The organism is Oceanimonas baumannii (assembly GCF_002245495.1).
In the GTDB taxonomy this organism is placed as follows: Bacteria; Pseudomonadota; Gammaproteobacteria; order Enterobacterales; family Aeromonadaceae; genus Oceanimonas; species Oceanimonas baumannii.
Genome location: NZ_NQJF01000009.1, coordinates 108,684 through 133,110 on the forward strand (window position 1 = coordinate 108,684; position 24,427 = coordinate 133,110).

Below are 24,427 nucleotides of genomic sequence, written 5' to 3' on the forward strand. Positions count from 1 at the left end.
TCGCTGTTGTTCGGGACGATTAGGGCTGGCCGTTAATCGGCCGCTTCATTAGAATATACGCCCCTTAATGGGTGCAAAACCGCCTTATACTAGCACTTTATTGAAAGACGGCGAAACGAGATGGCAAAAGCAAAACCGGGAAAAAAAACTCCACCGGCCACAGGCCAGATAAGAATTATCGGCGGTCAGTGGCGTGGGCGAAAACTGCCGGTGCTGCACAGTGAGGGGCTCAGGCCGACCACAGACAGAATCAAAGAGACGCTGTTTAACTGGCTGATGTTTGATATTCGCGATCGGCGTTGCCTGGATTTGTTTGCAGGAAGCGGCAGCCTGGGATTTGAAGCCCTGTCGCGCCATGCGACCGAGGTCGTGCTGGTAGAAAAGGACGCCACCGTGGCTGCCCAGCTCAAACGCAACCTGGCCACATTACCGGCCGCACCGGGTACTGTGGTGCAGGCTGACGCCGAGCAATATCTGCAACAGGCGGCACAGCCCTTTGACCTGGTGTTTCTCGACCCCCCCTTTCACAAGGAACTGTTACCCAATGTCTGTGCCTTGCTTGAAGCCAATGGCTGGCTCAACGACGGTGCCCTTATTTATATCGAGCGGGAACAAGGGCTGGCACTACCTGCCCTTCCCGCCAATTGGCAGCTATATAAAGACAAACAAGCCGGCCAGGTCACTTATCAACTCTACCAAAGGGAGCAAATGTAATAATGAAGGTACTCAACCTGCTAATGCGGCTGGTCATGCTGGTATTCTGGGGCGGTATTATTTATGCCCTGCTCGGACCCGGTTTTGCTGAGGCCGGCTCCACGCCGCTGATCCTGGGAGCCGTTGTACTGGTGATGCACATACTGCAGATGCTGATGCTGAAACAGGTGTCCAGCCTGCTTAACCCCAGTACCGTTGACTACCTGGAAGTGCTGGTATTCGGTTCCTTTGCCATGCACCGTCACCGGACCCGTCTGAAAGAACTGAGCGAACAGCAGAAACGCTGAAACTAGCGTTCCGGGCCTTCGGGTCCGGAACCACACTGCCAGCAAACCTCAAAGCTGGCGTCATTTTCTTCGCCGCATTGTCTGCAACGCCAGCTGCGCCCGCCTTGCTGCTGATAGCCCTGTATAAACTCCCGCGCCTGCTGCCAGTCATTTGCCTGCACCAGCAAGGTCACCCGAGCCACATCCATCGGCAACTCTCCCAAGGCCCCCGACAGTGCTTCACCTTTCAGTTGCACTGCCATACCACGGCTTTCCAACGCCCCTTTGAGGGTATGTGCTTCCAGGCTGTTGGCAGCCTCAAACACCACAATCCAGTTACTCATTCGGCCCTGCCAGACACAATAGAAAAAGGGGGTGACGTCATGTCACCCCCTTTTGGGTTGTCGTATGGTTAATCCTTAAACCAAGTTGCTCCCTGCAATCCCTGACAATACCTTTTCCTTAAGGCGATCCTCTTACCGTTCCGTCGGCGTGTCCTTATGGTCATCCTGACCGCAGTTCATCCTGAGCTGCATGACTATCTCCGTCCGGGGAGGTGTCCCTTACCGCATCCTGCGGTGATCCTTTCGCCGTTCCTGGCAGCCGGTCTTTCCTGACCAACTTTCCTTGCTCCTTGCACCACTAACTATAGAGAACTTTCCCTTTGCCTCAAGCCGACTGTCTGAGAAAAAAGAATACATTTATGCAAAGCCGGGCAAAGAATAAAGTTAACCAGTTGTTTTAAAACATAAAACACACAAAACACGACGTCAAATCTGCATACGAAAGCGCCTTCTCCCACACTGAACGTGAGAGATCTCTTACAATCATGCAGGGCATTATCGTCATGCTATTTCACAACAACAAAAACAGTGGCACGTCTGACGGGGCTTTCTTAGGATAAACTTATCTATTAAAGGAGGCTTTATGAACCAATCGGAATTATCCTCTCCACTGGCCACACCAGAGTGGCTGTCTCAACATCTCGATCATGCAGACCTGGTCGTACTGGATGCCAGCTGGCATATGCCCGCCAGCGGCCGTAATGGCGTTGAAGAATGGCGGCAACAACGTATTCCCGGTGCCCGTTTTTTTGATTTTGATGGCCGCATTAAAGATCAGAACACCAGCCTGCCGCACATGCTGCCCGATGAAGCCCTGTTCAGCAGCGAGGTTTCAGCACTCGGCATCAGTAATGATCAGACAGTGGTGATTTACGACAGCCTGGGGCTGTTTGCCGCCCCCAGAGCCTGGTGGATGTTCCGTGCCATGGGGCACAGTAAGGTGGCGGTACTGAATGGTGGCCTGCCCGCCTGGATAAAAGCCGGCATGCCACTGGAGCAAGGGGAGCCCGCTGCAGTGAAGCCTGGTCGGTTTAACGCCCGGTTACAACCTGGCTGGATTGCCGACGCTAATTCAGTCGAGCAAGCCCTGCTGAGCGGAGAACATGCTGTACTGGATGCCCGCAGCCGCGAGCGCTTCAGCGGTGCCGCTGCCGACCCGCGTCCGGGTGTGCGCGCCGGTCATATGCCCGGAGCACTGAACCTGCCTTTTAATAAGGTGCTGACTGACGGCAGCATGCGACCTGCTGAGCAGTTGCGCGCACTCTTCGCGCCTTTGCTCGACAATAAGCAAAAGCTGGTATGCAGTTGTGGGTCAGGCGTAACAGCAGCCATTCTGGCACTCGCTGCAGAGCTGGCAGGTTACGAGAACATTGCCGTTTATGACGGCTCCTGGAGCGAATGGGGCGCCTCGGCTCACCTGCCGGTCGACAAGGATACCTGAAGGACGGAGGGCTGCTCTTACTGAGCGAAAGACAAACAAAAAACCCGCCATATGGCGGGTTTTATTCCGAAAGCAAACAGATTACTTCTGCGCTTCGGCCTCGGGCACCGGACGCTCGGCCACTCCCATCTTGATGGCCAGCCAAATCACCAGCACCAGGGTGATCATCACCGACAGATAGTTAGTACCCATTTCCGGAAACTGGGTGCGCAGAAACGCAGAATAACCAAATACACCCACCAGGAAACTCAGCAGAGTACAAACCGGGGTGTCACCTTCCATCGGCGCGCTCAGATACTCCTGATACAGCACGTATGCTGCCAGCGCCAGAGAAATGATGGGGAACACGGAAAACGCCAGCTCGCTTACGCTCAGGGTGGCCAGTGTAGCGTTACCACACAGACCTACCAGCAGCGCCAGCAGAATGGGTTTACGGCGAACATTCTTTTTTCCAGACATAGTAATCCTTCCTGATTTAGGCCTAGAGCCGTTTTGCCTTGTTATATGCATCTGCGCCCTTGGCGATCATACGCAGTTGCAGAATCATGCGCTCCGCCAGCACGGCACGCTCTTCTTCGTTCATGTCCAGCGCATCGGCACCGGCACTGAACACTAGGGTGACCATGGCCTGAGCCTGAGCCTCGGCATAGTCACGGCTGGTCTTCTGCTTTTCTTCAAGGTAGTCGGTAAGCTCAGCAGTGAAGTGCTGTATCTCCCGTGCTACCGCCTGGCGAAAAGCGGCAGAAGTGCCCGACCGCTCCCGTAACAACAACCGGAACACATCAGGGCTATTATCGATAAATTCCATAAAGGTTTTTATCGAAATTTGTATCACACTACCGCCATCGGCAATGCGCTGACGTGCCTGACGCATTAACTGACGCAGCGTCAGGCCGCCTTCGTCTACCAGAGTCAGCCCCAGCTCTTCCATATCCTTGAAATGACGATAGAAAGAAGTGGGAGCCAGCCCGGCTTCACGGGCTACCTCACGCAGGCTCAAGCCGGAAAAGCTGCGCTCGGCACTCAACTGACGAAACGCCGCTTCTACCAGAGAACGGCGAGTCTTTTCCTTTTGTTGTGCGCGAACACCCACGACACACCACGCTAAAATCTTTAATGGCCGGATCATACCCTGTTTATGGCAGAGCAGTCAGCCCCGGTCGGCTAATTTATGATGATTCCCATTAATGATGTCAGAGGCGCCGAACCGAAAAACACCAAGAGGCAGCGCTTTCTTTTTATGCACCTCCTTATGTTTTGCTTTGCTCTTACAACCTGACCGCTATGGAACGCTGACGAACAGAGTTTTCTTTGACAAAAACTCTGCAAAACTCCATAGTCTTCGCAATTTTATATCATGGCTATCTGTACACTTAAGTTTACAACCACCAGGAGCAAGCAGACGTGAGTGCAAGGGCGCAATTCAGCAGCAAGCTGGGATTTGTAATGGCCGCCGCCGGATCGGCGATTGGCGTAGGAAACATCTGGGGCTTTCCCACTCAGGCAGCCAGCAATGGCGGCGGTGCCTTTTTGCTGGTTTATCTGCTGATGATAGTGCTGCTGGGTTATCCCATGCTGGTGGCTGAAATCACCATTGGCCGCCATGGCCAGGCAGGCCCCTTTCATGCTCTGCAAAAACTGACCGGCAACCGCTCCGGCAAGGCCATTGCCGGTCTGGTGGGGCTGGCAGCCGTCGTCACCGTGAGCCTGATTTTTACCTTTTATGCCATCGTCTCGGGCTGGTTTATCGCCTATGCACTGGATCCGCTGGCAAGGCTGGCCGGGGTGAGTGACAGTGCCGGCTGGCTGACCGCCTTTTCCACTTCGCGCAATCTGGCGTTCACACTATTATTTGCCCTGCTCAGCCTGTATGTGGTGAGCCGCGGCCTGGAGCAAGGCATTGAAAAGTGGTCGAGCCGGCTGATGCCATTGCTGCTGCTGATGCTGATTGTGCTCACCGGCTATATGCTGACCCAGCCCGGTGCCGGCGAAGGACTGAAAGCCTATCTGGTACCCGATTTTTCCCGGGTACTGAACCGGGACGTACTGATCGGCGCCCTGGGCCAGAGCTTTTTCTCGCTGTCGCTGGGGGCTGCCGTCATGATGCTGTACGGTTCTTACCTCAGCCGCCAGTCCAGCATTCCGTCGCTGGCCGCCCAGGTGACCCTGCTTGACACCAGTGTCGCTTTCCTTGCCGGTCTGCTAATTTTGCCGGCCATGTATGTCGCCCAGCACAATGGCGTGGCCATTTTCGCCGAGGACGGCAGCCTGCTCAGCTCCGATACGCTGGTGTTCTCGGTCCTGCCGGCATTATTTGAAACCATGGGCCAGGCTCAGTACCTGATTGCCTTTGCCTTCTTTCTGCTGATGATACTGGCCGCCCTGACCTCGTCCATTTCCATGCTGGAAGCACCTGTCTCCCTGGCAATTGAAAGTACCGGCATGTCGCGCATTAAAGCCACCTGGCTGATGACTGCGCTGTGTACCCTGATAAGCGTCATTATCGTATTTAACTTCGGCAGTCTGTTCGGACTGGTGATCACCGCGACCACCCAGTATGCCCAGCCACTGGTCAGCATGTGCATCACTCTCTATGCCGGCTGGGTATGGCAGCGCAACAAGGTGCTGGCCGAGCTCAAAGCCGGTTGCCCCGATGTAGAACAGGGTCTGTTCTGGAAAATCTGGCCCTGGTATGTGCGCTTTGTGTGCCCAGTACTGGTACTTGTGGTCATCATTCAGTCCATCGGCGGATAAGCCTGACGCTCACTCAAACAACAAAGGGCCGCATCGCGGCCCTTTTCTTTCAATTACTTATCGGGTTTCCTGATCGTCCGGCGCACTCAGGCCGGCAGCCAGCCTGGGGCCTTTCTCCTCATCCGCCAGCGCCAGCAGAAAGGCATATTCCCGGGCCAGCTCATGATACGCTTCAAACCGGCCGGACTTGCCGCCATGGCCGCTGTCCATATCACAGTGCAGCAGCAGCAGGTTGTCGTCGATCTTCATCTCGCGCAATTTGGCCACCCACTTGGCAGGCTCCCAGTACTGAACCTGGGAGTCATGCAGTCCGGTGGTCACCAGCATATTGGGATAAACCTGAGGCTTGACCTGATCGTAGGGGCTGTAAGACTTCATATAGTGATAGGCATCGGCATTGTTGGGATTGCCCCATTCGCCATATTCACCGGTAGTCAGCGGAATCGACTCATCCAGCATGGTCGTCACCACATCCACAAAGGGCACCACAGCAACCACGCCCTTATACAGCTCGGGAGCCATATTGACCACGGCCCCCACCAGCAGGCCGCCGGCACTGCCGCCGGAAGCAAATACCCTGTGCTGGTCGCCATAGCCCTGCTGCACCAGCGATTTGGTGACATCAATAAAGTCGTTAAAGCTGTTCTGTTTGCTCATCAGCCGACCCTGATCATACCAGTCCCGGCCCAGCTCTTCGCCACCACGTACATGCGCAATGGCATACACAAAGCCCCGATCCAGCAGACTTAAGCGGGAACTGCTGAAGTCCGGATCCATGCTGGCGCCGTAAGAGCCGTAGGCATACACCAGCAGCGGATTAATGCCGTCCGATTTAAACAGGTCGGCACGATACACCAAAGATACCGGCACTCGGGTCCCATCCCGCGCGGTTATCCAGAGTCGCTCACTGCGGTAGTCACCGGCATTAAAGTGTTCGCCCACATATTGCTGTTTTAGCTCCCGTCGTTCCCCGGTATCCATATTGATTTCATAAATAGTGGACGGCCGGGTCATGGAAGAATAACCGTAACGCAACCAGGGCGTATCGGATTCGGGGTTAGTGCCCATCCAGCTGACATAAGCCGGGTCATCAAACTCAATCTGATGTTCGGTGTTCTCGCGTCTGTGTTTCCGACGCAGCTGCAACAACCCTTCACTGCGCTCTTCCAGCACCAGCCAGTCACGGAACAGGGCAAACCCTTCCAGCAGTACATCGTCGCGAGCCGGGATCAGTGGCTGCCACTGGCCCGGTTCATCAATGCCATCCGTCACATACAGACCAAAGTTGGCACCATCTTTATTGGAGCGAACGTAAAAACGGCCATCGTAGTGGTCCAGATCATATTCATGACCATGGCGGCGGCCCATAAATAGCTGAGGATCGGCAGAGGGTTCAGCGGCGGGAATCATGCGCAGTTCACTGGCATCGGTGTTCCAGGAACCAATAAAAATATACTCACCCGAGCGGCTCTTGTAGAGGCTGGTATAGAAGCCACTATCCTGCTCTTCATACACCAGCACATCCTGGCTTTGATCGGTGCCAAGCGTATGCCGATAAACCTGAAACGGCAGCAGGGTGCCTTCATCCTGTTTTACATAGAACAGGGTGTTACCGTCTTTGGCCCAGACCAGATTACCGGAGGTGTTTTCCAGCACCTCAGAGTACAGCTCACCGGTTTGCAGCGACTTGAAACGGATCTGATACTGGCGGCGGGATACAAAGTCCTCGGAAAACGCCAGGGTCTGCTGATCCGGGCTCACAGCCATCTGGCCCTGGCCATAATAAGATTGCCCTTCGGCCCGTTCATTGCCGTCGAGCAATAACTCCACCTGCTCTGGCTGACCATCCGGGTAACGCTCGGTAATACCGTATTCCTGCCCCTGCTGATAGCGGGTGCGATACCACCAACCCTGCTTCAGATAAGGCACCGTATTATCATCCTGACGAATGCGCGCCACCATTTCCTGAAACAGCTCTTCCTGCAGCTGGTTCAACGGAGTGAGCACCTGCTCACTATAGTGATTTTCCTGTTCCAGATAGTCGATGACATCAGCAGACTCTCGCTGGTCATCACGCATCCAGTGGTAGTTATCTACCCGTATATCATCATGGTTGTAGAGTACATGGGGGATTTTTTTAGCGACAGGCGGTTTAACGTCCACGTCGGCTCCTTTGGCATAGGGTTTGGCACACGCCACCCATGCTAACATCAGGCAAAGTCGCACCCTATTCCCCATCTGTCACTCCTGGCAAGACTGTCCAAAAAACGAACAAATATTACCTGCGAAGTGACATCCAGGCCAGAAAAACCGGTGAAAATGACCGCTCAACATGAAAATAAAAGTCAAATGAGGCCACATACGCGGCCTTTTTATGGATAGTGATTACTTACGTTGCCAGCGGCCATCGGCCAGTTGCACATACTGCCCGGCAGGGGTGCGCTCGATATTCAGCTGACCAGCACGGCTTTGCACCACCGACAGGCTGGTACCGGTTTTCTTGGCGATATCCCGGTAGCTGTCGAGCCGCTTGCGGTTAATATCATTCACAATGGCACTTACCTGAGCATTGCCCTGTACCGCTCCTACCAGACCGTTTACCTGTTCGCCAATCAGCCCCTGCTGCTTGGCCTGCTGCAAATCCAGCGCCCAGGCCGACAAGCTGAGGGTTGCCGCCAAAATCATAGCCAACCATCTCATATCAGTCTCCTCAGAACAGCTCCTGCTCCTGTTCAAACAGTTTTTCCAGTTCCCGATCCACCCGGACCCGGATCTCGTGATCCACTTTCACATTCAGGTTCACCGTAATGGGTTTGTCGGGAACCACTACTTCCACTCTCGGCGTGCAGGCTGTCAGCAACAAACCTGTCAGCACCATTGCGGTTTGCTTCATTATTCCGTTCCCCCTTGCAGCCGCGCCGGCAACCGCTCACTGAGCTGCTCAGCAAAGCGCAGACTTGCCAGCAACTGTAACAGGTTTTCCTGATGACGGTAATTGAAGTTAACCGGGTGCAACTGCCCGCCTACCGGAGCCCGCCCCTGCAGCCGGGTCATAATAATCGCCTCACCGTCTTCCGACATGGACATGTCGGCATTCAGTCTGTCATAACGCAAATCTTTCAGCATCCCCAGCGTCAGCCCCAATGACAGGTTATCTGCGGCCGTCTCTGTTAATGACTCGCCGGCCTGGTAAGACACCCAGCCGTCATCCCCCCACAAACGGCCATTCTGTACGCTGATCCGGTCATTCAGCACAAAAGGCAGCCGGCCATGCAAACTGCCATCACCGGTCAGGCCGGGTACCGCAGACAGGTTCAGCAATCGGGCAAGGGAAATATCCTGCAGGTGTAGCTCTCCACGTAAGTGAGTGCTCAATCTCATTGGCGACAGCGCCAGCCGGCCATCCAGCACATTAGCAGTAAGCCCCGACAACCAGGGGCTGTTATCACGCCAGCTTAATGAACCGTGAATATTTGTGACCGGCACACCGGTATTCAACTCGGCAATGGTCAGCCCGCTGTGACGCCCTAAACTCAATTGTCCGTTGTGCCGGACCACCTCAACCTGTCCTTTCACCCCCTGGGCATACAGCTCTCCCCGGCGCAGCCGACCGTCTTTCAGAGCCAGAGTCAGTGTCAGCGGCTGCTCACCATCCAGCACATTCTCTGCCCGGCCTGACAACACCAGCTCTCCCTGTTCGACATTCAGCTCAGGCAAGGTTATCCAGCGATTCAGCCAGGCCGCCATTTTTGCCAGTGACAGCGACTGTGGCGGCAGTGTCAGGGCCAGCCCCTCCTGCCAGCGCCAGTCAGTACGCACCTTCAGTTTCGGGTCCAGCTCCAGTGTTATTGTGCCATGGCGATGATCATCCAGCGCCAGTGTCAGTTGTGCCCCAGGCAAATGCTGTTGCTGCCAGTGTCCACCCTGCCAGCGCAGGATCCAGTGGCCAATGCCGGTCAGCGGCAGCGCGCCGGCCGGCTGCAACACCAGTTCGTTCAGCCGCAACTGACGCCAGCTCAGGCGGTCAATTGTCAGACGGGAAGCCGGATCCCACCGCCAGCCATCGGCAGTTATATTCAGCTGCCCGTCCAGTGAAAGCCGGCCAGTCAACGGCTCCGGCAGCGCCGTATCAAAGGCAACTTGCAGGCCCTGTCCGGGTTGCCAGTAGCCCTGCATGCTGACGGGTTTACTCAACGAGGGTAATAAAACATTACCGGGCAATTCTCCGCGCCAGCGCCAGCCGCCTTGCTCGGGGGTGAGGGTAATGGATAGCGGACCGTTTTCAGCCTGCCAGTGCACAATAATGTCACCGTCGCGGTGACGCAGCCGGGCGGGTCCGCTCAGCGCCCTGTCCGGCAGATGCAGCATAAAATGTTCAATGGAGAAATCGACCGGCGGCAGGGTCAGCAATAACGACAATGCATCGCTTTCGCCCTGCGCCCCTTGATTACCACTGCGCGAGCAGGCGAGATCCAGCCCCAGGTAATCCAGGCTGCCACTCACTTCACCATTACGCCAGTGCAGCTCAAGCTGTCGCGCCTGCTCCCGGGGGCAGGCCGGCACCGAGGCCCGCTCCATCTGCGCCGTCAGCTCCAGACCGGCCGGCAGTGCCGCAGCCACCACGCCAGGCAGGCACAGCAATAATCCCAGCAGCACCCGCATCATCATGCCAAACTCCTTGCACGAACATATTCAGCCTTTAAGCTAAACCGAGTAACAGGGAGAAACCGTGAATGGATAGATTTGTACTCTGGGGCATTATCATCATTGCTTTTGTGGTGGTCGGACAACGACTGTACCGGCACTTTTACGATCATATTCAGCCTGAACACAGCCTCAAGGTAGTGATTACCGGTAAACGGATACAAGAGTTTATGGGCCGCACCCCCAAGGAAGAAACCGAGCTGCCGCCACCCCGACGGCAGTTCTATGTGAGTTTCAGCCCGAGACACGAGCAGGAGCGGGAGTTTCAGGTCAGTGAGCACCTTTATGAGCAACTGATCCTGAACAGCAGCGGCACCCTGGTGTTCCGCGGCCGGCGTTTCATTGCTTTTGAACCCGATGACATCAGCCTGGATAGCGACTGAACACCGCCGTGTTGCCCTGCTCGTCAAAGCCAAGCACCTCGTAGGGTGTGCCCGGAATGTCCATGCCCGGCGCACTTTGCGGCATACCGGGAATACTCAGACCACGCACCTCTGGCTGCTGCTGTAGCAGTCGTTTCACGTCTGCCGCAGGCACATGTCCTTCAATCACATAACCATCCACATGCGCGGTATGACAGGAAGCCAGCCGCGGCTCTACGCCGGCCTTCTGCTTGAGCGCCCCCATCAGCTCGGTATCTATGCTGTTTACCTCAAAGCCGGACTCACGCATGTGCTCTACCCAGCTTTCACAACAACCGCAGGTGGGCGACTTGTAAACGGTCACGGACGGCGACGCTGCCAGGGCCGGACCTGCCAGCAACAACGACAGACTCAGTAAGCTCTTTTTCATGATGGTTATCCTGTATGAATCTCCCATCGACAGACTAACAAAACCTGGGTTGCGAGTCGCCTGTTGCCGGTATTCAGGCCGGCGTCAAACGGTTATGCTAGCCGCTTTAATAACGTATAACTCCGGAGCCAATATGTCTTACCTTGCCGTTAAGCATGCGCACATGATGTTTGCCATTATCAGCATTGTGCTGTTTATGCTGAGAGCCTGGCTGGCAGTGCCTTCCCCTGCCCGCATCAATAACAAGCTGCTGAAAATTCTGCCCCATATCAACGACACGCTGTTGCTGCTGTGCGGCATCTGGCTGGCGGTCAGTATTAACCAGATCCCCTTTGGCAACAGCCCCTGGCTGACCGCCAAGGTGATTGGTCTGGTCTGCTATATCATTGTGGGTACCATCGCCATCAAACGGGGTAAAACCCGGGGACAGCGACTGACGGCCGCCCTCGCTGCCATCGCCATTTTTGCCTACATCTATGGTGCCGCCATCAGCAAATCGCCGCTGTCCTGGCTGGCCCTTTAAAACTCACCGTCGGGGCTTACCGGAAATACCGGAAAATGCCCCGGCATCAGCCAGTGCCAGCCCTCCTCCTGATAGAGGGCATTGGCTGACCGGGGATCCAGCATCAACGCCGCCAGCGGACCCAGTGGCTGATCCATGGGCACCAGCAAATCTCCCGGCCCCAGCGTGGCCACGCCAGCTTGTGTGTCTGCCTGTACCCGCCACTTTTCCCGCACTCCCGGCTTGACTCTGGGCTGGGGAATAACGTCAGTAATCCGGATATACCCGGCATGCACCACTTGTGGAGCCCTCACCGTGGTGAAACGAATATGATGCCGCTGCAGCCAGCGCGCCATGCGTTCCCGTTCCCGGGTAATGGCATAGGCTGGCGGCAGGCTGACCGGCTCCCTCGCGATAATGGCATCATGATTGGCAAACACATGGTAGCGGCGCTGGCCATCCGCCTGCCGCACCAGTGGAATGCTCACCTCGGGCTGTGCCTCATTACGGGCAAAGTGCACATCCATGCTCAGCATGCGCCCACTGCCGGCAGCCTGCCAGTGCTGGCGAGCCTGACGTGATACCGTGATCAGCCGTTCACTGTCTTCGGCGGCCAGCTGCAGCAGACTGAACAACGCCAGATACTGTTTGCTGACCCGCTCCGCAATATTGCGTGGCGTGACATAATCGCCCCCTTTGTTATCCAGGCGACTTTCAACCAGCACCGATACCCGCCCCTGCATAGCAGCGTAGTTACGCAAATTGGTAATCCCCAGCCCGCCCCGGGCCACCCGCTGCTCCAGGCTGGTAATTTCTCCCCGGTAGCGCTCTGCCCTCAGGCCTGTCTCGTTCACCTGTTTGATCAGCGCCGGCAACAGGAACCCTGAGGTATAGTCCTGCAGGCGGGCATCGATATTGGGGTTATTACCTGCCTCAAACTGCACCTCTACATCGGTCAACCAGCCCTGCTGTCTGGTCAGCACCCGTTTCCAGATCCCTGATTCATGAGCGTCATACACCAGATCCGGATCAAAGGTATTCAACGCATTCACCAACAGACGGGTTTCACCGGCGTTCATCGCCACATAATCGATATTGGTATTGTCGTTATTGGCGTTATGGCGGCGGGCCAGATCCCGCCCATCCGGATTGGCCATGGCGACCAGCACCAGGTTCAGCCGCTCAAGCAAGGCCAGGTGCCTGCCGGCGACAAACTCCGAGGCCAGTTGCTGCACAGCCTCTGCTCCGGCAGGCTCGTTACCGTGCTGCGCAGCCAGCACCAGCACCGTAGCCTTATCAGTATCGGGCTGATAATGCTGTAGAAAAGCCGGGGAAGCAGAAATCAGCAGCCCATACAGCGGCCGGCCACCGGCAGAATGCCCAAGAGCCACCATACGAGCCTGTTTATTATCAGCCGCCAGGCTAAACAGATACTGGTCAATATCGTGGCTGTCGGGCAGCGACAAATAATTTGCTTCTTTTAGCGGCGTCAAGGGCTCCGAACGGGACCATGATTCACTCCCCCACAGTGCCGCCAGCAGTAACAACCATCTCATACCAACCCCATAAAGTTATATTAATTTCAATAGGTTATAGTATTCAAACGGCAACATAGCAAGATGTTTACAGCGTCAGGTTCAGACCGTAAACCGGCAAGTGTAGAAAAATGGCGACACTCGCTCATGAAAAATATGCGTCAAAACTTGTCGCTAACTCTACCTAGGATACAATCATCCCAAGCAAGAGGGCATCACCATGAGTAAGAAACTGCTGAGACAACTGACCCTGGCGCGCTGTGTTCCATACCGTCCATACAAGCTGACCGCACGCCAGCTGCAAGAAAAACTGGAAGAAGAAGGAATTCAGGTAAGCCTGCGGACCGTACAGCGGGATCTGGAAGAAATGTCAGGCATGGGCCTGTTTGATCTGACATCTGATGATCGCAGCAAACCCCATGGCTGGTGTTTTGAACGCAATGGTTTGAACGACTTCGCCAACTTTATGCCGCTGGGCCTGGCCATGGCACTGAAAACCTGGAACGACCAGGCCGCCGACCTGCTGCCGGCCAGCGTGCTGACCGAACTGACGCCCATCATCGACAAAGCCACTCAGGTTATTAATGACAGCCAGAGCGAGCTGGCCGGTCGCTGGATGGAAAACGTGGTGCAACTGCCCAAACCGTTTGCTGGTAGTCCGGAAATGCGCCGTGCTACTACAATTCGCGACGCGCTGTGGCGGGGCCGCAAGTTTACCGCCGAGATAAAACGCCAGATTAAAGGGCGTACCGTCTGGCTGCGCTATGAGCAGGTAAACCCGCTGGGTATTGTCAGCCGTAAAGACGGCACCATGCTGCTGTGCACCATGACCGATATGGATCCCAAGATTTACGGTATTCCCTTTGAACATATCAAAGACGTGGAACTGACCAGCCGCCCGGTAACCCAGCCGCGGGAATTCAGTACCAATAAACTGGTTCGTGAAAAAGGCTACCAGGAAGAAGCGGAAACCATCCACTTTGTTGGTCGTGTTACCAATAGCGGACGCCCGCTGCTGGAAGACACCATTCCCGGCCACAATCCGCGATTAACCCGTTATGATAAGCAAAGCATGATGGTGGAAACCGACGTGAAAGATTCACCCGAATTTCGCCGGTGGCTGACTGACATGGCGGGTAAGGTTGAAGTTCTGGCACCGGAATCACTGAAGACCGCCAAATAAAGTTACAAACACCGATGATAAGGGCTGACAGGTTCAGCCCTTTTGTATTTCCACGGAGACCAGGATGGACCAAATCCTCTTTGAACCCACCGAACCCGACTGTGACACCATCCGTATCAGCGTCATCGGTGTCGGCGGCTGCGGCGGCAACACCGTTAACCTGCTGGCCGATCACAACCTGCCGGCCCACGTCAGCACCATGGCCATGAATACCGACGCCAAGGCCCTGCAACAAAGCCGGGTAGAAACGCTGCAACTGGGACGGGAACTGACCCGAGGCCTGGGTGCCGGTGCAGAGGCAGAGACCGGCCGCAGTGCCGCCGAAGAAAGCGAACAAGACATTCGTACCCGCCTGCAAGGTGCCGACCTGTGCTTTATTACCGCCGGGATGGGCGGAGGCACGGGCACCGGTGCCGCTCCCGTGGTGGCACGTCTCGCCCGGGAAATGAACATCATGACCGTTGCTATTGTGACCCGTCCCTTTGGCTTTGAAGGTAAAAAGCGGGCGAACATGGCCGAACTTGGCCTCGAAACTCTGGCCGAACATACCGATGCGTTGCTTGTGCTGCCCAACGACTACCTGCTGCGGGTGCTGGGTGCCCGCACACCGCTGCTCAAAGCTTTTTCCGAAAGCAGCAAGGTCATTCAGAACGCGGTGCGCGGTCTCGCCGACATTATTGGCCAGACCGGCCTTATTAATATCGATTTTGCCGATGTTCGCACCATTATGAGCCAACAGGGCAAGGCCGTTATGGGAATTGGCCTGGCCAGCGGCGAAAACAAGGTAGAAGAAGCCACCCTGCAAGCACTGAACAATCCACTGCTGGAAAAAGTGGAACTGGAACGGGCCCGGGGCGTCTTGCTGAATGTGGTCGCCTCCATGGATATCGGCCTGGACGACTTCCAGAAAATCGGCGACAGAGTGGCCGAAAGTGTGGGCGAAGAGGCGACCGTAGTGTCCGGTATTACCTTGGATCCGGACCTGACCGACAGTATTCAGGTCACCATGATCGCCACCGGTATTCAGCCTCCCAAAGAAACGATAGCACCGGTGCACACTCACCATCAGCCCGAACAACAAGGTGAACAGCCGCTGCAGGAAGGGCTGGATATTCCTGCCTTTCTGCGACAGCGCCAGCAATAACGCCGGCACTTACCGCCGCCCACCACGAAGCAATGCCCCTGCCCCTCCCCGCGAAGGCGGGGGCCATGCCGCAAACAGCACCGTATTTAACCCCATGCATGTCTGCACTGGATGCCCATCTTCATGGGCATGACCACACAGCGAACACAAAAAGGCCGACGCAAGCGTCGGCCTTTTTTATGCTGAAACGAGGGATTAACCAAACACGTTCAGACACCAGGTGATGACGGGAATGGCCACAATGTCGATCAGCACGGCACCACAGAGCGGAGCCACGATAAACGCCTTGTGAGAAAATACCCGGTAGCGATCGCACACCGCCCCCATATTGGCCACCGCATTCGGAGTTGCCCCCAGACCATGCCCCACAAAACCAGCGCAGAGCACGGCGGCATCATAGTTGCCGCCCATCAGACGGAACATCACAAAGTAGGCCAGCATCACGATCGCCAGCGTCTGAACGGCCAGAATAATCATCAGCGAGCCCCCCAGATCCGCCAGCTGCCACAATTTCAGAGACATCATCGCCATGGTCAGGAAAATGCCCAGACAGAAGTCACCCACCGCATTATTGGCGCTGTCGGATAGCGGCAGCAGACGTACCACTTCGTTCAGGTTACGCAGCAGAATGGCCACGAACATCGCCCCTACGTAAGACGGCAGAATAATGTCGAGGTGCTCACGCAAATTGCCGCTCAGCCACAGGCCGGCCACCATGGTACACAACACCACGGCCACACTTTTCAGCAGCAGGGTTCCGGTTACCGGCTCGCGGCTCGGCTTTTCCGACTCTTGCAGGGCTTCCAGCTCATGCACCTGCTCAGCTTCGATGTTGACGCCATGGCGCTTGATCAGCAAACGGGCCACGGGGGCACCCAGCAGACCGCCGGCCACCATGCCGAAGGTCGCTGCCGCCAGCGCCGCCGTGGTGGCACCGGTCACACCCAGAGCTTCGGCCTCGGGGCCGAAAGCCGCCGCAGCACCAAAGCCACCTTCCAGAGAGACGGCACCTGCCATCAGGCCCAGCAGCGGATGCTCACCCAGCATGGACGCAATACTGATACCCAGACCACTCTGCAACACCGCCAGCAGCCAGCAGGCCACCAGGTAAACGCCCAGTACCTTGCCGCCTTTTTTCAGCAGAGCCAGGCTTCCGCCCAGACCCACGGTGGCGAAAAAGGCAATCATCAGCGGACTCTGCAACGCCAGATCGAATTTGAACTCCACCTGCGCCCAGTCCCGCGCCAGCCAGGCAAACACGGCAAAACCAAAGCCACCGATCACCGGTGCCGGCACGCACAGCTGGTGCAGCACCGGGATGCGCCGCTGCAGGTACATGCCCAGCATCAGCAGCAACGCCGCCAGGGTGGTAGTGGTCATCACATCGAAAGTAATTACATTCATAAAATTTCCCTATAGATACAGCTTGGGGGCCTGTTACCCGGCCAGGCGGGCCAACAGGCGGGCGGCCACACGGGCCGTTAGTGACTGGTGATCACGGGCCGGATTGAGCTCGGCAATATCGGCCATCATCACCTTGTTACTGGCAAGAATATGTTCCAGCGCAGCTTCCAGCAGACCCATCTCCATGCCCCGCACCGCCGGCGCACTGACGCCAGGGGCCAGACTGGCGGGTAACACATCCAGACAAATGGTCAGATAGATAACATCTACTTCTGCCAATGCCTGATCCAGTGCGTCAAACAGGACATCCGGATTCCAGCCAGCCAGCTGCTCATCCAGCACAATGCGGGTATTCAGCTGCTCGGCCCGTTCAAACAGGGCCGCCGTATTGTGGTAACGGCTGACCCCGATGCAGGTGTAATGAAAGGGAGTACCCAGCTGTTCGCACAGCTGCGCACACTGATTAAAAGGCGTGCCGGAGCTGGCCCGGGCTGAACGACGTAAATCCAGGTGTGCATCAAAATTAATAATGCCTACCCGGGGCAGCGTATCCTGACTCTGCAGGTACTGCATCAGGCCGCTGAAGCTGCCAAAGGCAATTTCATGGCCACCGCCCAGGCCAACCACGCTGTGGCCCTCACCCAGCAAACGGGCAACCTGATCGGCATACAGCGCCTGGGCCTGTTCCAGCTCATCTTCATGACAAATTACATCACCGCTGTCATACACCGCCCGGCGGCCATGCCAGGACAGATTGGCAGCGGCAGCGCGCAGGGCTTTGGGGCCTTCCGCGGCTCCCGGATTACCCTGGTTACGGCGTACACCGGCATCACTGCAAAAACCAAGCAAGGCCACCCCGGCAGGCACATTGCCGGCCAGCGGTTGCACCTGCTGGTGCCAGCGCAGGGCCAGCGGACCTTCGTCAGTATCAACACGTCCCTGCCAGACACTCATGTCGGCCATGTTATAGGTGGTTTGCTTCATGATTGACTCCTGCACGTTCACGATTAATAGCTCATGGCTCCCAGGCGCTGGGCTGCTTCACAGGTCCAGCGAATCCACTGGTTGGCCACAGCGCTCACCCGCTCGGCCGGTGCCATCAGACTGATACTGCCCAACAAATGCTCCCGACCACTCAAAACCGGCGCGCTCACGCCCCACACGTTCTGATCCAGCTCCCCTTCAGATACCGCATAGCCCTGCTCGCGCACCTGGCATAGTTCAGCCTGCAGTGCTGCCTGTTCAGACATCGCCAGGCTGGACAGCACGGTGTCACGCAGATTTTGTTCGGTGAACGCCAGCAGCGCTTTGGCACTGGCTCCCCGCAACAGTGGCTGAGAATGTCCTTTCTGATAACAGCAACGCAGTGCCTGGGAGCTGTCGATCATTTCAACGCACAGGGCACGATGCCCCGACAACATCATTAAGGCGGCACTTTCACCGGTGCGCACTGCCAGCTCACTGAGCAGCGGCCGCGCCCAGGTAAGCACACTGTTATGTTGCTCAAACCCGGCTGCCAGCTGCACCGCCATCGGTCCCGGGGCATAGTGACCACTTTGCCGCTCCTGCACCAGAGACCATCGCGACAGCGTCGCCAGATAACGATAAGTGCTGGAAAGTGGCAGTCCGGTCAGCTCCGCCAGTGCTCTCGCAGTAAGGGGCTCAGCGGCCACGGCCAGCGCCGACAGCAATGCGAATGTCTTGTCCTGAGATGGTGTTTTTTCAGCCATAACGTTCTCCTGGGGGCGCGACCTTCGCTCAGAAAGCGAACGGTGTAAAACTTAATTCTCACAATATGAGAAATAATGGCCATTAAAGTTAAATAATTCCACAAATGTAAAAAAATTAAACATTCTCCCAGAGGGATAAAAACGACTGCCTGTTCTGAAAAAAAGACGAAAAAAAGGGCAGGCCAAACGGCCTGCCCGATATGAAGGAATTCAGCGGATTCTTCGGGTCACCAACCCGAAAAACTGAAACTTCGAAAGCAATCTAGGGTCTCGGGGAGCATTTAATCGTTAAAAAGAGCCCCTTCCCAGTGTTGGATCCCCAATGTTTGATGTTGCTCCCGTTATTGGTTTCCAGCCCATCGAAAGCGTGAAGACTCTCACATCACAGAGCCACTTCTACCCACACCAGGCGATGATCCGAACCCATGCCCCGGCGGGCAGGCCTGCCATTGTTGCGCCAGAACCAGCCACCGGGATCCTGCTCCGGAACAGGCCAGAGTACCCCGCTGGCCAGGGCGGTAAGGCCGGCATCTGGCAGCACATAATCCAGCCGTAACCCATTGATATGCGTCCATAACCGGGCCGGCCCGCGTCTTGGCTCAAAAGGCCGCAAGCGGCAGGCTCCGCGGGATGACGGCTGCAACCGGCCCCGGCTGACCGCCTGATTCAGCAAAGGATCCGCCAGCAATGATCGAATGCCCTCCCGAAAGCCATTGCCGTCCAGCGGATCTGCATTCAGATCTCCCAGAATAACGAAGCCGCTATCCGGTTCCAGGCCTCCCCGGATCCCATGATCATCGACCAGATAATCCCCTCTTCCCGGTCGAATATAATCGTGCCATAGCCGCAATTCATCGTGGTTGCGGCAACTGTTGCGCCGCTCTGGCCCCTCGTCAATGGGTGGAACGGGGTGACTGACCAGCAGGTGGAGCACCCGGCCATCGGGCAGGCAAACTGGCAAATCCACATGGTTTTTGGAAGATAGCGGCAAAAAGTCCAGCACCGAAGACGGATAAAACACACTGCCATGCAATTCAGGTAACCGGGCCCGGGGCATGCTCTTCCATAAAAAGTGGCGGAAACTGCGTAAACGACCGGTATCAAGCGGAAAACGGGAGAGAATGGCAAAGCCGTACTGACCATGAAAGGCACCAAAGCCCAGGCCATCCTGCGGCAGTACCGGCCGCGGCTCCCCGCCCAGAGCCAGCGGCCCGGCCAGCCCGGTGTTTACCGGTGCCAGATAATGATGAGGATATTCAATACCCTGTTCACCCGCAGCCAGATACCGGCGGGCAAACACCGCCAGATGATCGCTGTTTTCCGCCTCACCATCGTGGTCAAACTCGTTTAACAACAGAATATCAGGCCGCACTTGCTGCACCATGGCGGCAATATGATGCAACTGAGGGCTGCCGGCTCCGTTTATTTCGGCTGCCAGTGCGCCGGGAAAACTGCGATCCAGCGCCACATTAAAGCTGGCAATTCTTATTTTCTGCACCCGGGTCATTGCCTTTATCGCTTAAAATGTCATCATTTTGTATTCAATGTTTTCAGGGAAGAAAACCATGTTTAGCACTCTGGCTGCAACCTCTGCCTTGCTGTTTGCACTGCTTTACCTGCTGCGCCGTCGTCAGGAAAGCTTCTGTATTACCATTCGTGATGCGCACCTCAGGGTCATTCGTGGGCAACCCCCCTCCAACCTGCTGACACACTGCCATCAGATGGCCACCGATGCCCGCTCGCTCAAGGGAACCATACGCGGCATGCGACGGGGCAGTCAGGTGGTTTTGATGTGCTCCCGCAGTATTCCCGCTTCCTATCGCCAGGATATTCATCTGTTCTGGCAAAAACAGACGTACTCACACCCCAAAAAGAGTTCAAAATGAGTCTCACTCTTGACTTGCCGGCCATTTCCCGCTTTGCTGGTTATATTTCTTTGCGCGAGACTCGATCATGAAAAAACTTAGCCCGCTGCTGCTGTGTGCCCTGCTTGCCGCCTGTGCCGGAAAACCGGACAGCAGCACCAACGCCCAAACCGATAATAAAGAAAAACCAGCTCAGACCAGCGAACAAGAAGGGCCGATCACGCCCAAGGGCGAGTTTGCACAGATTGATGTAAGCCGCTCTCAGCAAGCGATGGACGATATTGCAGCCGGCAAGGCCGAGGCGATTAATACCATTTTGCAAAGTCCCAACGACTATGCACCGCCAGTACTGTATCTGATGTCGGCCATCATGTTCGATAATGACTATCAGGATCAGGGTACCTTCTGGTACTACGTCGCCCAGCTGCGTGCCCGCAGCGATGCCAACAAATCCGGTGATGATACCACTCACGCTGCCGTCAGCCGGCTGAATCAACAGTTTGGTATACGTATTGGTCCGCATTCCACGAGCAACCCGGACAAGCTGCAGGCCATTGTCAGCCAGGTGCTGCAGTGGGACAGCGAACAAACCCGCAGTTATGATCCTCGCTGGATTGCCCTGCAGGGCCAGGATGTCGCCACTCAGACAACCGTCGACTTTGCGCCCGAAGACAAATGGCAGGAAATTAACGCCCTTACCCGTAACCAGTATCGTCAGGGGCTGGAACAGGCGCTGGCTGACCTGCGCAACAAGCAAACTGAACAGGCCAAATAACACAAGTTCATTCAGTAAAACATCCCGGTCTTTACCGGGATGTTTTATTTTGGCAGGCTCTCTGCCAAATGCTGATACCAAGCAACCGAACCATACCTGTTGTGTTTGCTGATAATGACGGAGAGTACCATTCTATGAGCACTGCCCACCTGCCCCCGGTCCCTGTATGGGACTGGTCGATCCGGCTGTTTCACTGGAGTCTGCCGGTATTACTTGCCCTGCTGTGGTATTACGCCGGTGAAGATATGGATCGGCACATGCAGTTTGCCCAGTTGTTGATGAGCCTGGTGCTTTACCGGGTCATCTGGGGATTTATAGGCACACCCTATGCCCGTTTCGGCCACTTTGTATATCACCCCTGTCATATTGTGGCCTACCTGCGTGCAAGCCTCTCGCCGCAAAAGCCGGTTTACCTCAGCCATAACCCCATGGGCGGCATCATGGTACTGGTGCTGCTGGGCGGTCTTCTGATACAGGCCGGGACCGGGCTGTTTGCCACCGACGATATTTTTTACACCGGCCCGCTTTATGACTATGTCACCGGCGATACTGCCGGACAAATGACCCGCTGGCATAAACAGTGGTTCTACTGGGGGATGCTGGTGCTGGTAGGACTGCACGTTTGTGCCGTGCTGCTCTATCGCTTGCGGGGAGAAAACCTGGTGCGCCCCATGATCACCGGCAGCAAACCCGCACCTGCTGCCGGGGCCGCCGATCAGCTGCCCCGGCAGCAGAGCTTTCCCTGGCTGCGTTTCATTATCACCGCTGCTATCGCCTGGGGGACCGTAGAAGCCCTGTTTCGGCTGTAAGCGGATAAGAAAGGCTGATCAGCTCCCGCGCCATTTGGGTTTGGTACAGATGAAATAAAAGGCATAAAAAAGAGTAGCGAACCGCTACTCTTTTTATTTAATATTAAAAATCGTTTTACGATATTAACGCTATCGCAAACACTATTTATCCAGCTCTTCATCCCTTAATACGAGATAAATCAGCACACCCAGAATCGTCATAAAAAAGCGAAACGCATCTGGCACCCCGTTCCATTGGGACGACATCCACATACCAAACCATTCACCGCCCACCGACATAAAGCCTACCTGCCAGGTAAGAAAGCCCAATGTCAGCCCTGCAATTGCCAGCCCTTTCGCCCGGTTAAATGCGGCTGCACCGGCTTTCCGGTGACACCAGAGCCGCCAGGCACCGAAAAGACACAGCAGGCTGGTCATGCTTTCAAGGATAATAATACCGATATAGCCCAGGTGATGTATCCAGCCCGTTTCAACAGCACGATACTTAATGCTGGCATCAGGAAAAATGGTATCCATCAGGAATACATGGTGTACAAAAGAAAAATTAGTTTCGTAATCGGTGATATTGCCGAAAGCCACCAGGAAAGCAAAAAAGCCGATGGCGGCAACCATCAGGGTTTTGGATATACGAGTAATCATTACAGAAAGTCCTGCCATTGATAAAAACACCATAGACAGGGCATGCCGATCAAGCTGGCCTGTCTATGCCAGAGATCGGGTTCAGAAAAAATGGGTGCTGGATACCCGCAAGAAGCCCTCGGATACTAACCCGACAGCACAAATAAAATCAATTACTTAAGAAAAACTCACCTGACTGGAAATAAAAATGCCGGGGTGGCCCCGGCATGTTAAAGGAGGTCAGTGATCAGTCTTTGCGGTAACCGTCATGACAACCCTTACAGGTTTTAAACATGGCACCGGCCGCCTTGCGGGCCTGAGCCTGGTCAAAGCCTTCCTCAGCAGACACTTTCACCAGGTTCTGCAACGCGTCACCAAAATCTTTGCCCTTGGCCTGCATGCCTTCCATGTCGTCCCAGGCCTTGTCCAGCAGATTGCTGGATTCTACACCGCGGGTTTCCGGGAAATAAGTATCACCCAGCAAACCAGCCGCGTTGCTCAGGTTAATGGCACGCTGATGCAGAGCGGCCGCATCAAAATCGATTTCGCCTTTGGCCATGCCGCCAATCACGCCGGCCTGCGCTGCCATTACCTGATACAGAGACTGACGATATTTTACTGCATCTTCGGGTTTAAACAGATCCGCCTGAGCGGAAACGGAGGCGGCAAACAAACCGGTACTCAGGATCAGTGCTTTCTTCAACATGGCTTTGCTCCTTGGGTATTGGACGGTGCTCAAAGGGCACCATTCTTAATTAGAACGCAACGATATATCACACGCACACAGGGATCTACCGTAAAAACAAGAAAACACTCGGCAAGCCGCAAAGACACCGGTACCACTGTGGTAATGGTGCACGTTGTTATTCGGCTTTCGGTGTTTGAGTGCACTGCGTCAGCAACCGCACAAAAAAGTCACTGCCCTTGCGCCGGGCAAAGTGAATGTTACGCTCGGGAATGGACTCAGGATCATCATAGTCAGCCAGTGCCGTTTCAATGCTGGCTTCACGAATCAGGTGCAGAGTGGGATAGGGCGATCGATTGGTGTAGTTGGCGGCGTCGTTCTGGAGTTCTCCATCAAAACAGTAGTCGGGGTGAAAGCTGGCCAGCTGATACTTACCTTCAAAACCCTGCTCAAACAGCAGCTCATCAGCCAGATCTACCAGGTCAAGATAGGCATAAAAGCCCTCAAAGCCCCGAGGCAGGATAACCAGAGTGGTTTCTACTTCCGGCTGTTCGTCCAGCAACCCGCATTCAGCCAGCAGCGCCTGCAACACCACTTTCGGCTTGTGTTCTTCCACCACCACATAGCGAATGCTGGCCCGTTCCACCTCTCGCCGGGCAAAAGGGCAAAGGTTGTATTTCATGATCACCTTTTTCACCCAGTTGGCGGTGTGCTCAATATACTGCTGTTGTTCCGGCATGGCTTGTTTCCCTGTTGGCTGTGTTTCATCGACGCATAACACCAAACCACCATAATACCCGATGCCACTGCCTTCACGGTTATCTATCATTCCCAGCGCGCCCACCACAGCGCAACTGGCAACAGCAGGTTAAGCAATGCCGTCAGCCAGAAGATCACTCGAAACGAGGCCTTGCGCGTTTTATGGCGCAGCCAACATTGCCCAAGCCAGGCACCGGGCCAACCGCCCAGCAATGCCAGCATATGCAGAGTGCGCTCGGGCACCCGCCAGTTACCGTGAATAGCGGCGCGCTTGTCCCACCAGTACACTCCAAACGTGAGCAGACTGAGCACCAGGTACCACAGCGCCAGCCCGGCATAGACCCGAATCATGTATTTCTCCCGTTTCAACAGTCAGCGCCATATGTAACACAATGTGACCGTT

The 24,427-nt window shown here is 55.6% G+C and carries 28 protein-coding genes; 11 read left to right on the forward strand and 17 right to left on the reverse strand.

Annotation, left to right across the window (positions count from 1 at the left end):
• Positions 1-120: 120 nt before the first annotated feature.
• Both rsmD and B6S09_RS11850 read left to right on the forward strand, forming a co-directional pair.
• Positions 121-714: a 16S rRNA (guanine(966)-N(2))-methyltransferase RsmD gene (rsmD, locus tag B6S09_RS11845; RefSeq protein ID WP_094278698.1), complete on the forward strand. Its 594-nt coding sequence runs from the start codon at positions 121-123 to the stop codon at positions 712-714.
• A 2-nt stretch (positions 715-716) separates the two neighbouring features.
• Positions 717-1,001 carry a DUF1145 domain-containing protein gene (locus tag B6S09_RS11850; protein ID WP_094278699.1) on the forward strand — a complete coding sequence of 95 codons (285 nt, stop codon included), beginning with the start codon at positions 717-719 and terminating at the stop codon, positions 999-1,001.
• 2 nt (positions 1,002-1,003) lie between these two features.
• On the opposite strand, the gene B6S09_RS11855 is transcribed toward B6S09_RS11850, so the two are convergent.
• Complete coding sequence (locus tag B6S09_RS11855; protein WP_094278700.1) at positions 1,004-1,324, reverse strand: putative signal transducing protein; 321 nt, start codon at positions 1,322-1,324, stop codon at positions 1,004-1,006.
• 583 nt (positions 1,325-1,907) lie between these two features.
• Between B6S09_RS11855 and sseA the strand changes: the two genes are divergently transcribed.
• Positions 1,908-2,765, forward strand: coding sequence for a 3-mercaptopyruvate sulfurtransferase (gene sseA, locus B6S09_RS11860; RefSeq protein WP_094278701.1), 858 nt, complete (start codon positions 1,908-1,910; stop codon positions 2,763-2,765).
• Between the two features lie 81 nt (positions 2,766-2,846).
• Here sseA and B6S09_RS11865 read toward each other — a convergent pair whose 3' ends face one another.
• Both B6S09_RS11865 and fabR read right to left on the reverse strand, forming a co-directional pair.
• Positions 2,847-3,224 carry a YijD family membrane protein gene (locus B6S09_RS11865; RefSeq protein ID WP_094278702.1) on the reverse strand — a complete coding sequence of 126 codons (378 nt, stop codon included), beginning with the start codon at positions 3,222-3,224 and terminating at the stop codon, positions 2,847-2,849.
• A gap of 22 nt (positions 3,225-3,246) precedes the next feature.
• Complete coding sequence (fabR, locus tag B6S09_RS11870; protein ID WP_094278703.1) at positions 3,247-3,858, reverse strand: HTH-type transcriptional repressor FabR; 612 nt, start codon at positions 3,856-3,858, stop codon at positions 3,247-3,249.
• 311 nt (positions 3,859-4,169) lie between these two features.
• Between fabR and B6S09_RS11875 the strand changes: the two genes are divergently transcribed.
• Complete coding sequence (locus tag B6S09_RS11875) at positions 4,170-5,519, forward strand: sodium-dependent transporter (protein ID WP_094278704.1); 1,350 nt, start codon at positions 4,170-4,172, stop codon at positions 5,517-5,519.
• 57 nt (positions 5,520-5,576) lie between these two features.
• Here the strand turns inward: B6S09_RS11875 and B6S09_RS11880 are convergent, their stop codons facing one another.
• From B6S09_RS11880 to B6S09_RS11895, 4 genes are all read right to left on the reverse strand, one after another.
• Positions 5,577-7,730 carry a S9 family peptidase gene (locus B6S09_RS11880; protein WP_243832882.1) on the reverse strand — a complete coding sequence of 718 codons (2,154 nt, stop codon included), beginning with the start codon at positions 7,728-7,730 and terminating at the stop codon, positions 5,577-5,579.
• Positions 7,731-7,904: 174 nt separating this feature from the next.
• Positions 7,905-8,219 (reverse strand): YdbL family probable chaperone protein, encoded by a 315-nt coding sequence (locus B6S09_RS11885; RefSeq protein WP_243832883.1) that lies wholly within the window; start codon positions 8,217-8,219, stop codon positions 7,905-7,907.
• 10 nt (positions 8,220-8,229) lie between these two features.
• Positions 8,230-8,412 (reverse strand): YnbE family lipoprotein, encoded by a 183-nt coding sequence (locus B6S09_RS11890; RefSeq protein WP_094278706.1) that lies wholly within the window; start codon positions 8,410-8,412, stop codon positions 8,230-8,232.
• Positions 8,412-10,187 carry an intermembrane phospholipid transport YdbH family protein gene (locus tag B6S09_RS11895; RefSeq protein WP_094278707.1) on the reverse strand — a complete coding sequence of 592 codons (1,776 nt, stop codon included), beginning with the start codon at positions 10,185-10,187 and terminating at the stop codon, positions 8,412-8,414. The genes B6S09_RS11890 and B6S09_RS11895 overlap by 1 nt, the downstream gene beginning before the upstream one ends.
• A 65-nt stretch (positions 10,188-10,252) precedes the next feature.
• On the opposite strand from B6S09_RS11895, the gene B6S09_RS11900 reads away from it, so the two are divergent.
• The gene (locus B6S09_RS11900; RefSeq protein WP_094278708.1) at positions 10,253-10,606 is read left to right on the forward strand and encodes a DUF2500 domain-containing protein; all 354 of its coding nucleotides are present in this window, start codon (positions 10,253-10,255) and stop codon (positions 10,604-10,606) included.
• On the opposite strand, the gene B6S09_RS11905 is transcribed toward B6S09_RS11900, so the two are convergent.
• On the reverse strand, positions 10,587-11,015 hold the full coding sequence (locus tag B6S09_RS11905) for a DUF411 domain-containing protein (protein ID WP_094278709.1): 429 nt from the start codon (positions 11,013-11,015) through the stop codon (positions 10,587-10,589). The genes B6S09_RS11900 and B6S09_RS11905 overlap by 20 nt on opposite strands.
• 133 nt (positions 11,016-11,148) lie before the next feature.
• On the opposite strand from B6S09_RS11905, the gene B6S09_RS11910 reads away from it, so the two are divergent.
• Positions 11,149-11,538: a SirB2 family protein gene (locus B6S09_RS11910; protein WP_094278710.1), complete on the forward strand. Its 390-nt coding sequence runs from the start codon at positions 11,149-11,151 to the stop codon at positions 11,536-11,538.
• Here the strand turns inward: B6S09_RS11910 and B6S09_RS11915 are convergent.
• Complete coding sequence (locus B6S09_RS11915; RefSeq protein WP_243832885.1) at positions 11,535-13,073, reverse strand: M14 family zinc carboxypeptidase; 1,539 nt, start codon at positions 13,071-13,073, stop codon at positions 11,535-11,537. The genes B6S09_RS11910 and B6S09_RS11915 overlap by 4 nt on opposite strands.
• A 199-nt stretch (positions 13,074-13,272) precedes the next feature.
• Between B6S09_RS11915 and B6S09_RS11920 the strand changes: the two genes are divergently transcribed.
• Together B6S09_RS11920 and ftsZ are read left to right on the forward strand one after the other, a co-directional pair.
• The gene (locus B6S09_RS11920) at positions 13,273-14,235 is read left to right on the forward strand and encodes a helix-turn-helix transcriptional regulator (protein ID WP_094278712.1); all 963 of its coding nucleotides are present in this window, start codon (positions 13,273-13,275) and stop codon (positions 14,233-14,235) included.
• Positions 14,236-14,299: 64 nt separating this feature from the next.
• Entirely contained in the window at positions 14,300-15,379 is a 1,080-nt protein-coding gene (gene ftsZ / locus B6S09_RS11925; protein WP_094278713.1) for a cell division protein FtsZ, read from the forward strand.
• 195 nt (positions 15,380-15,574) lie between these two features.
• On the opposite strand, the gene gltS is transcribed toward ftsZ, so the two are convergent.
• The 4 genes from gltS to B6S09_RS11945 form a co-directional block, all read right to left on the reverse strand.
• Positions 15,575-16,783, reverse strand: a complete 1,209-nt coding sequence (gltS, locus tag B6S09_RS11930; RefSeq protein WP_094278714.1) for a sodium/glutamate symporter — start codon at positions 16,781-16,783, stop codon at positions 15,575-15,577.
• A gap of 33 nt (positions 16,784-16,816) precedes the next feature.
• Positions 16,817-17,767, reverse strand: coding sequence for a formimidoylglutamase (gene hutG, locus B6S09_RS11935; protein ID WP_094278715.1), 951 nt, complete (start codon positions 17,765-17,767; stop codon positions 16,817-16,819).
• Positions 17,768-17,790: 23 nt separating this feature from the next.
• Complete coding sequence (locus tag B6S09_RS11940) at positions 17,791-18,513, reverse strand: IclR family transcriptional regulator (RefSeq protein ID WP_094278716.1); 723 nt, start codon at positions 18,511-18,513, stop codon at positions 17,791-17,793.
• A gap of 382 nt (positions 18,514-18,895) precedes the next feature.
• Entirely contained in the window at positions 18,896-20,011 is a 1,116-nt protein-coding gene (locus B6S09_RS11945; protein ID WP_094278798.1) for an endonuclease/exonuclease/phosphatase family protein, read from the reverse strand.
• A gap of 67 nt (positions 20,012-20,078) precedes the next feature.
• Here B6S09_RS11945 and B6S09_RS11950 point away from each other — a divergent pair, with 67 nt between their 5' ends.
• The 3 genes from B6S09_RS11950 (at position 20,079) to B6S09_RS11960 (ending at position 21,962) form a co-directional block, all read left to right on the forward strand.
• On the forward strand, positions 20,079-20,399 hold the full coding sequence (locus B6S09_RS11950) for a DUF3634 family protein (protein WP_094278717.1): 321 nt from the start codon (positions 20,079-20,081) through the stop codon (positions 20,397-20,399).
• 67 nt (positions 20,400-20,466) lie between these two features.
• Complete coding sequence (locus B6S09_RS11955) at positions 20,467-21,153, forward strand: hypothetical protein (RefSeq protein WP_094278718.1); 687 nt, start codon at positions 20,467-20,469, stop codon at positions 21,151-21,153.
• A gap of 134 nt (positions 21,154-21,287) precedes the next feature.
• A complete protein-coding gene (locus B6S09_RS11960; RefSeq protein WP_094278719.1) occupies positions 21,288-21,962 on the forward strand; it encodes a cytochrome b/b6 domain-containing protein in 675 nt (224 codons plus the stop codon).
• Between the two features lie 141 nt (positions 21,963-22,103).
• Here the strand turns inward: B6S09_RS11960 and B6S09_RS11965 are convergent, their stop codons facing one another.
• The 4 genes from B6S09_RS11965 to B6S09_RS11980 form a co-directional block, all read right to left on the reverse strand.
• Positions 22,104-22,601 (reverse strand): DUF2165 family protein, encoded by a 498-nt coding sequence (locus B6S09_RS11965; RefSeq protein WP_094278720.1) that lies wholly within the window; start codon positions 22,599-22,601, stop codon positions 22,104-22,106.
• Between the two features lie 226 nt (positions 22,602-22,827).
• Complete coding sequence (locus B6S09_RS11970) at positions 22,828-23,286, reverse strand: c-type cytochrome (RefSeq protein WP_094278721.1); 459 nt, start codon at positions 23,284-23,286, stop codon at positions 22,828-22,830.
• A gap of 157 nt (positions 23,287-23,443) precedes the next feature.
• Entirely contained in the window at positions 23,444-24,004 is a 561-nt protein-coding gene (locus B6S09_RS11975) for a DUF1415 domain-containing protein (protein ID WP_094278722.1), read from the reverse strand.
• An 86-nt stretch (positions 24,005-24,090) separates the two neighbouring features.
• A complete protein-coding gene (locus B6S09_RS11980) occupies positions 24,091-24,375 on the reverse strand; it encodes a DUF1294 domain-containing protein (protein ID WP_094278723.1) in 285 nt (94 codons plus the stop codon).
• Positions 24,376-24,427 lie beyond the last annotated feature (52 nt).

Coding starts and splice junctions, on each gene's coding strand:
- B6S09_RS11965 (WP_094278720.1), bottom strand. CDS start 22,601: ATGATTACTCGTATATCCAAAACCCTGATGGTTGCCGCCATCGGCTTT.
- B6S09_RS11975 (WP_094278722.1), bottom strand. CDS start 24,004: ATGCCGGAACAACAGCAGTATATTGAGCACACCGCCAACTGGGTGAAA.
- B6S09_RS11900 (WP_094278708.1), top strand. CDS start 10,253: ATGGATAGATTTGTACTCTGGGGCATTATCATCATTGCTTTTGTGGTG.
- B6S09_RS11940 (WP_094278716.1), bottom strand. CDS start 18,513: ATGGCTGAAAAAACACCATCTCAGGACAAGACATTCGCATTGCTGTCG.
- B6S09_RS11960 (WP_094278719.1), top strand. CDS start 21,288: ATGAGCACTGCCCACCTGCCCCCGGTCCCTGTATGGGACTGGTCGATC.
- B6S09_RS11890 (WP_094278706.1), bottom strand. CDS start 8,412: ATGAAGCAAACCGCAATGGTGCTGACAGGTTTGTTGCTGACAGCCTGC.
- B6S09_RS11880 (WP_243832882.1), bottom strand. CDS start 7,730: ATGTTAGCATGGGTGGCGTGTGCCAAACCCTATGCCAAAGGAGCCGAC.
- B6S09_RS11955 (WP_094278718.1), top strand. CDS start 20,467: ATGAAAAAACTTAGCCCGCTGCTGCTGTGTGCCCTGCTTGCCGCCTGT.
- B6S09_RS11915 (WP_243832885.1), bottom strand. CDS start 13,073: ATGAGATGGTTGTTACTGCTGGCGGCACTGTGGGGGAGTGAATCATGG.
- B6S09_RS11850 (WP_094278699.1), top strand. CDS start 717: ATGAAGGTACTCAACCTGCTAATGCGGCTGGTCATGCTGGTATTCTGG.
- B6S09_RS11885 (WP_243832883.1), bottom strand. CDS start 8,219: ATGAGATGGTTGGCTATGATTTTGGCGGCAACCCTCAGCTTGTCGGCC.
- rsmD (WP_094278698.1), top strand. CDS start 121: ATGGCAAAAGCAAAACCGGGAAAAAAAACTCCACCGGCCACAGGCCAG.
- B6S09_RS11920 (WP_094278712.1), top strand. CDS start 13,273: ATGAGTAAGAAACTGCTGAGACAACTGACCCTGGCGCGCTGTGTTCCA.
- B6S09_RS11980 (WP_094278723.1), bottom strand. CDS start 24,375: ATGATTCGGGTCTATGCCGGGCTGGCGCTGTGGTACCTGGTGCTCAGT.
- B6S09_RS11950 (WP_094278717.1), top strand. CDS start 20,079: ATGTTTAGCACTCTGGCTGCAACCTCTGCCTTGCTGTTTGCACTGCTT.
- B6S09_RS11855 (WP_094278700.1), bottom strand. CDS start 1,324: ATGAGTAACTGGATTGTGGTGTTTGAGGCTGCCAACAGCCTGGAAGCA.
- gltS (WP_094278714.1), bottom strand. CDS start 16,783: ATGAATGTAATTACTTTCGATGTGATGACCACTACCACCCTGGCGGCG.
- B6S09_RS11910 (WP_094278710.1), top strand. CDS start 11,149: ATGTCTTACCTTGCCGTTAAGCATGCGCACATGATGTTTGCCATTATC.
- B6S09_RS11895 (WP_094278707.1), bottom strand. CDS start 10,187: ATGATGATGCGGGTGCTGCTGGGATTATTGCTGTGCCTGCCTGGCGTG.
- hutG (WP_094278715.1), bottom strand. CDS start 17,767: ATGAAGCAAACCACCTATAACATGGCCGACATGAGTGTCTGGCAGGGA.
- B6S09_RS11905 (WP_094278709.1), bottom strand. CDS start 11,015: ATGAAAAAGAGCTTACTGAGTCTGTCGTTGTTGCTGGCAGGTCCGGCC.
- B6S09_RS11865 (WP_094278702.1), bottom strand. CDS start 3,224: ATGTCTGGAAAAAAGAATGTTCGCCGTAAACCCATTCTGCTGGCGCTG.
- ftsZ (WP_094278713.1), top strand. CDS start 14,300: ATGGACCAAATCCTCTTTGAACCCACCGAACCCGACTGTGACACCATC.
- sseA (WP_094278701.1), top strand. CDS start 1,908: ATGAACCAATCGGAATTATCCTCTCCACTGGCCACACCAGAGTGGCTG.
- B6S09_RS11970 (WP_094278721.1), bottom strand. CDS start 23,286: ATGTTGAAGAAAGCACTGATCCTGAGTACCGGTTTGTTTGCCGCCTCC.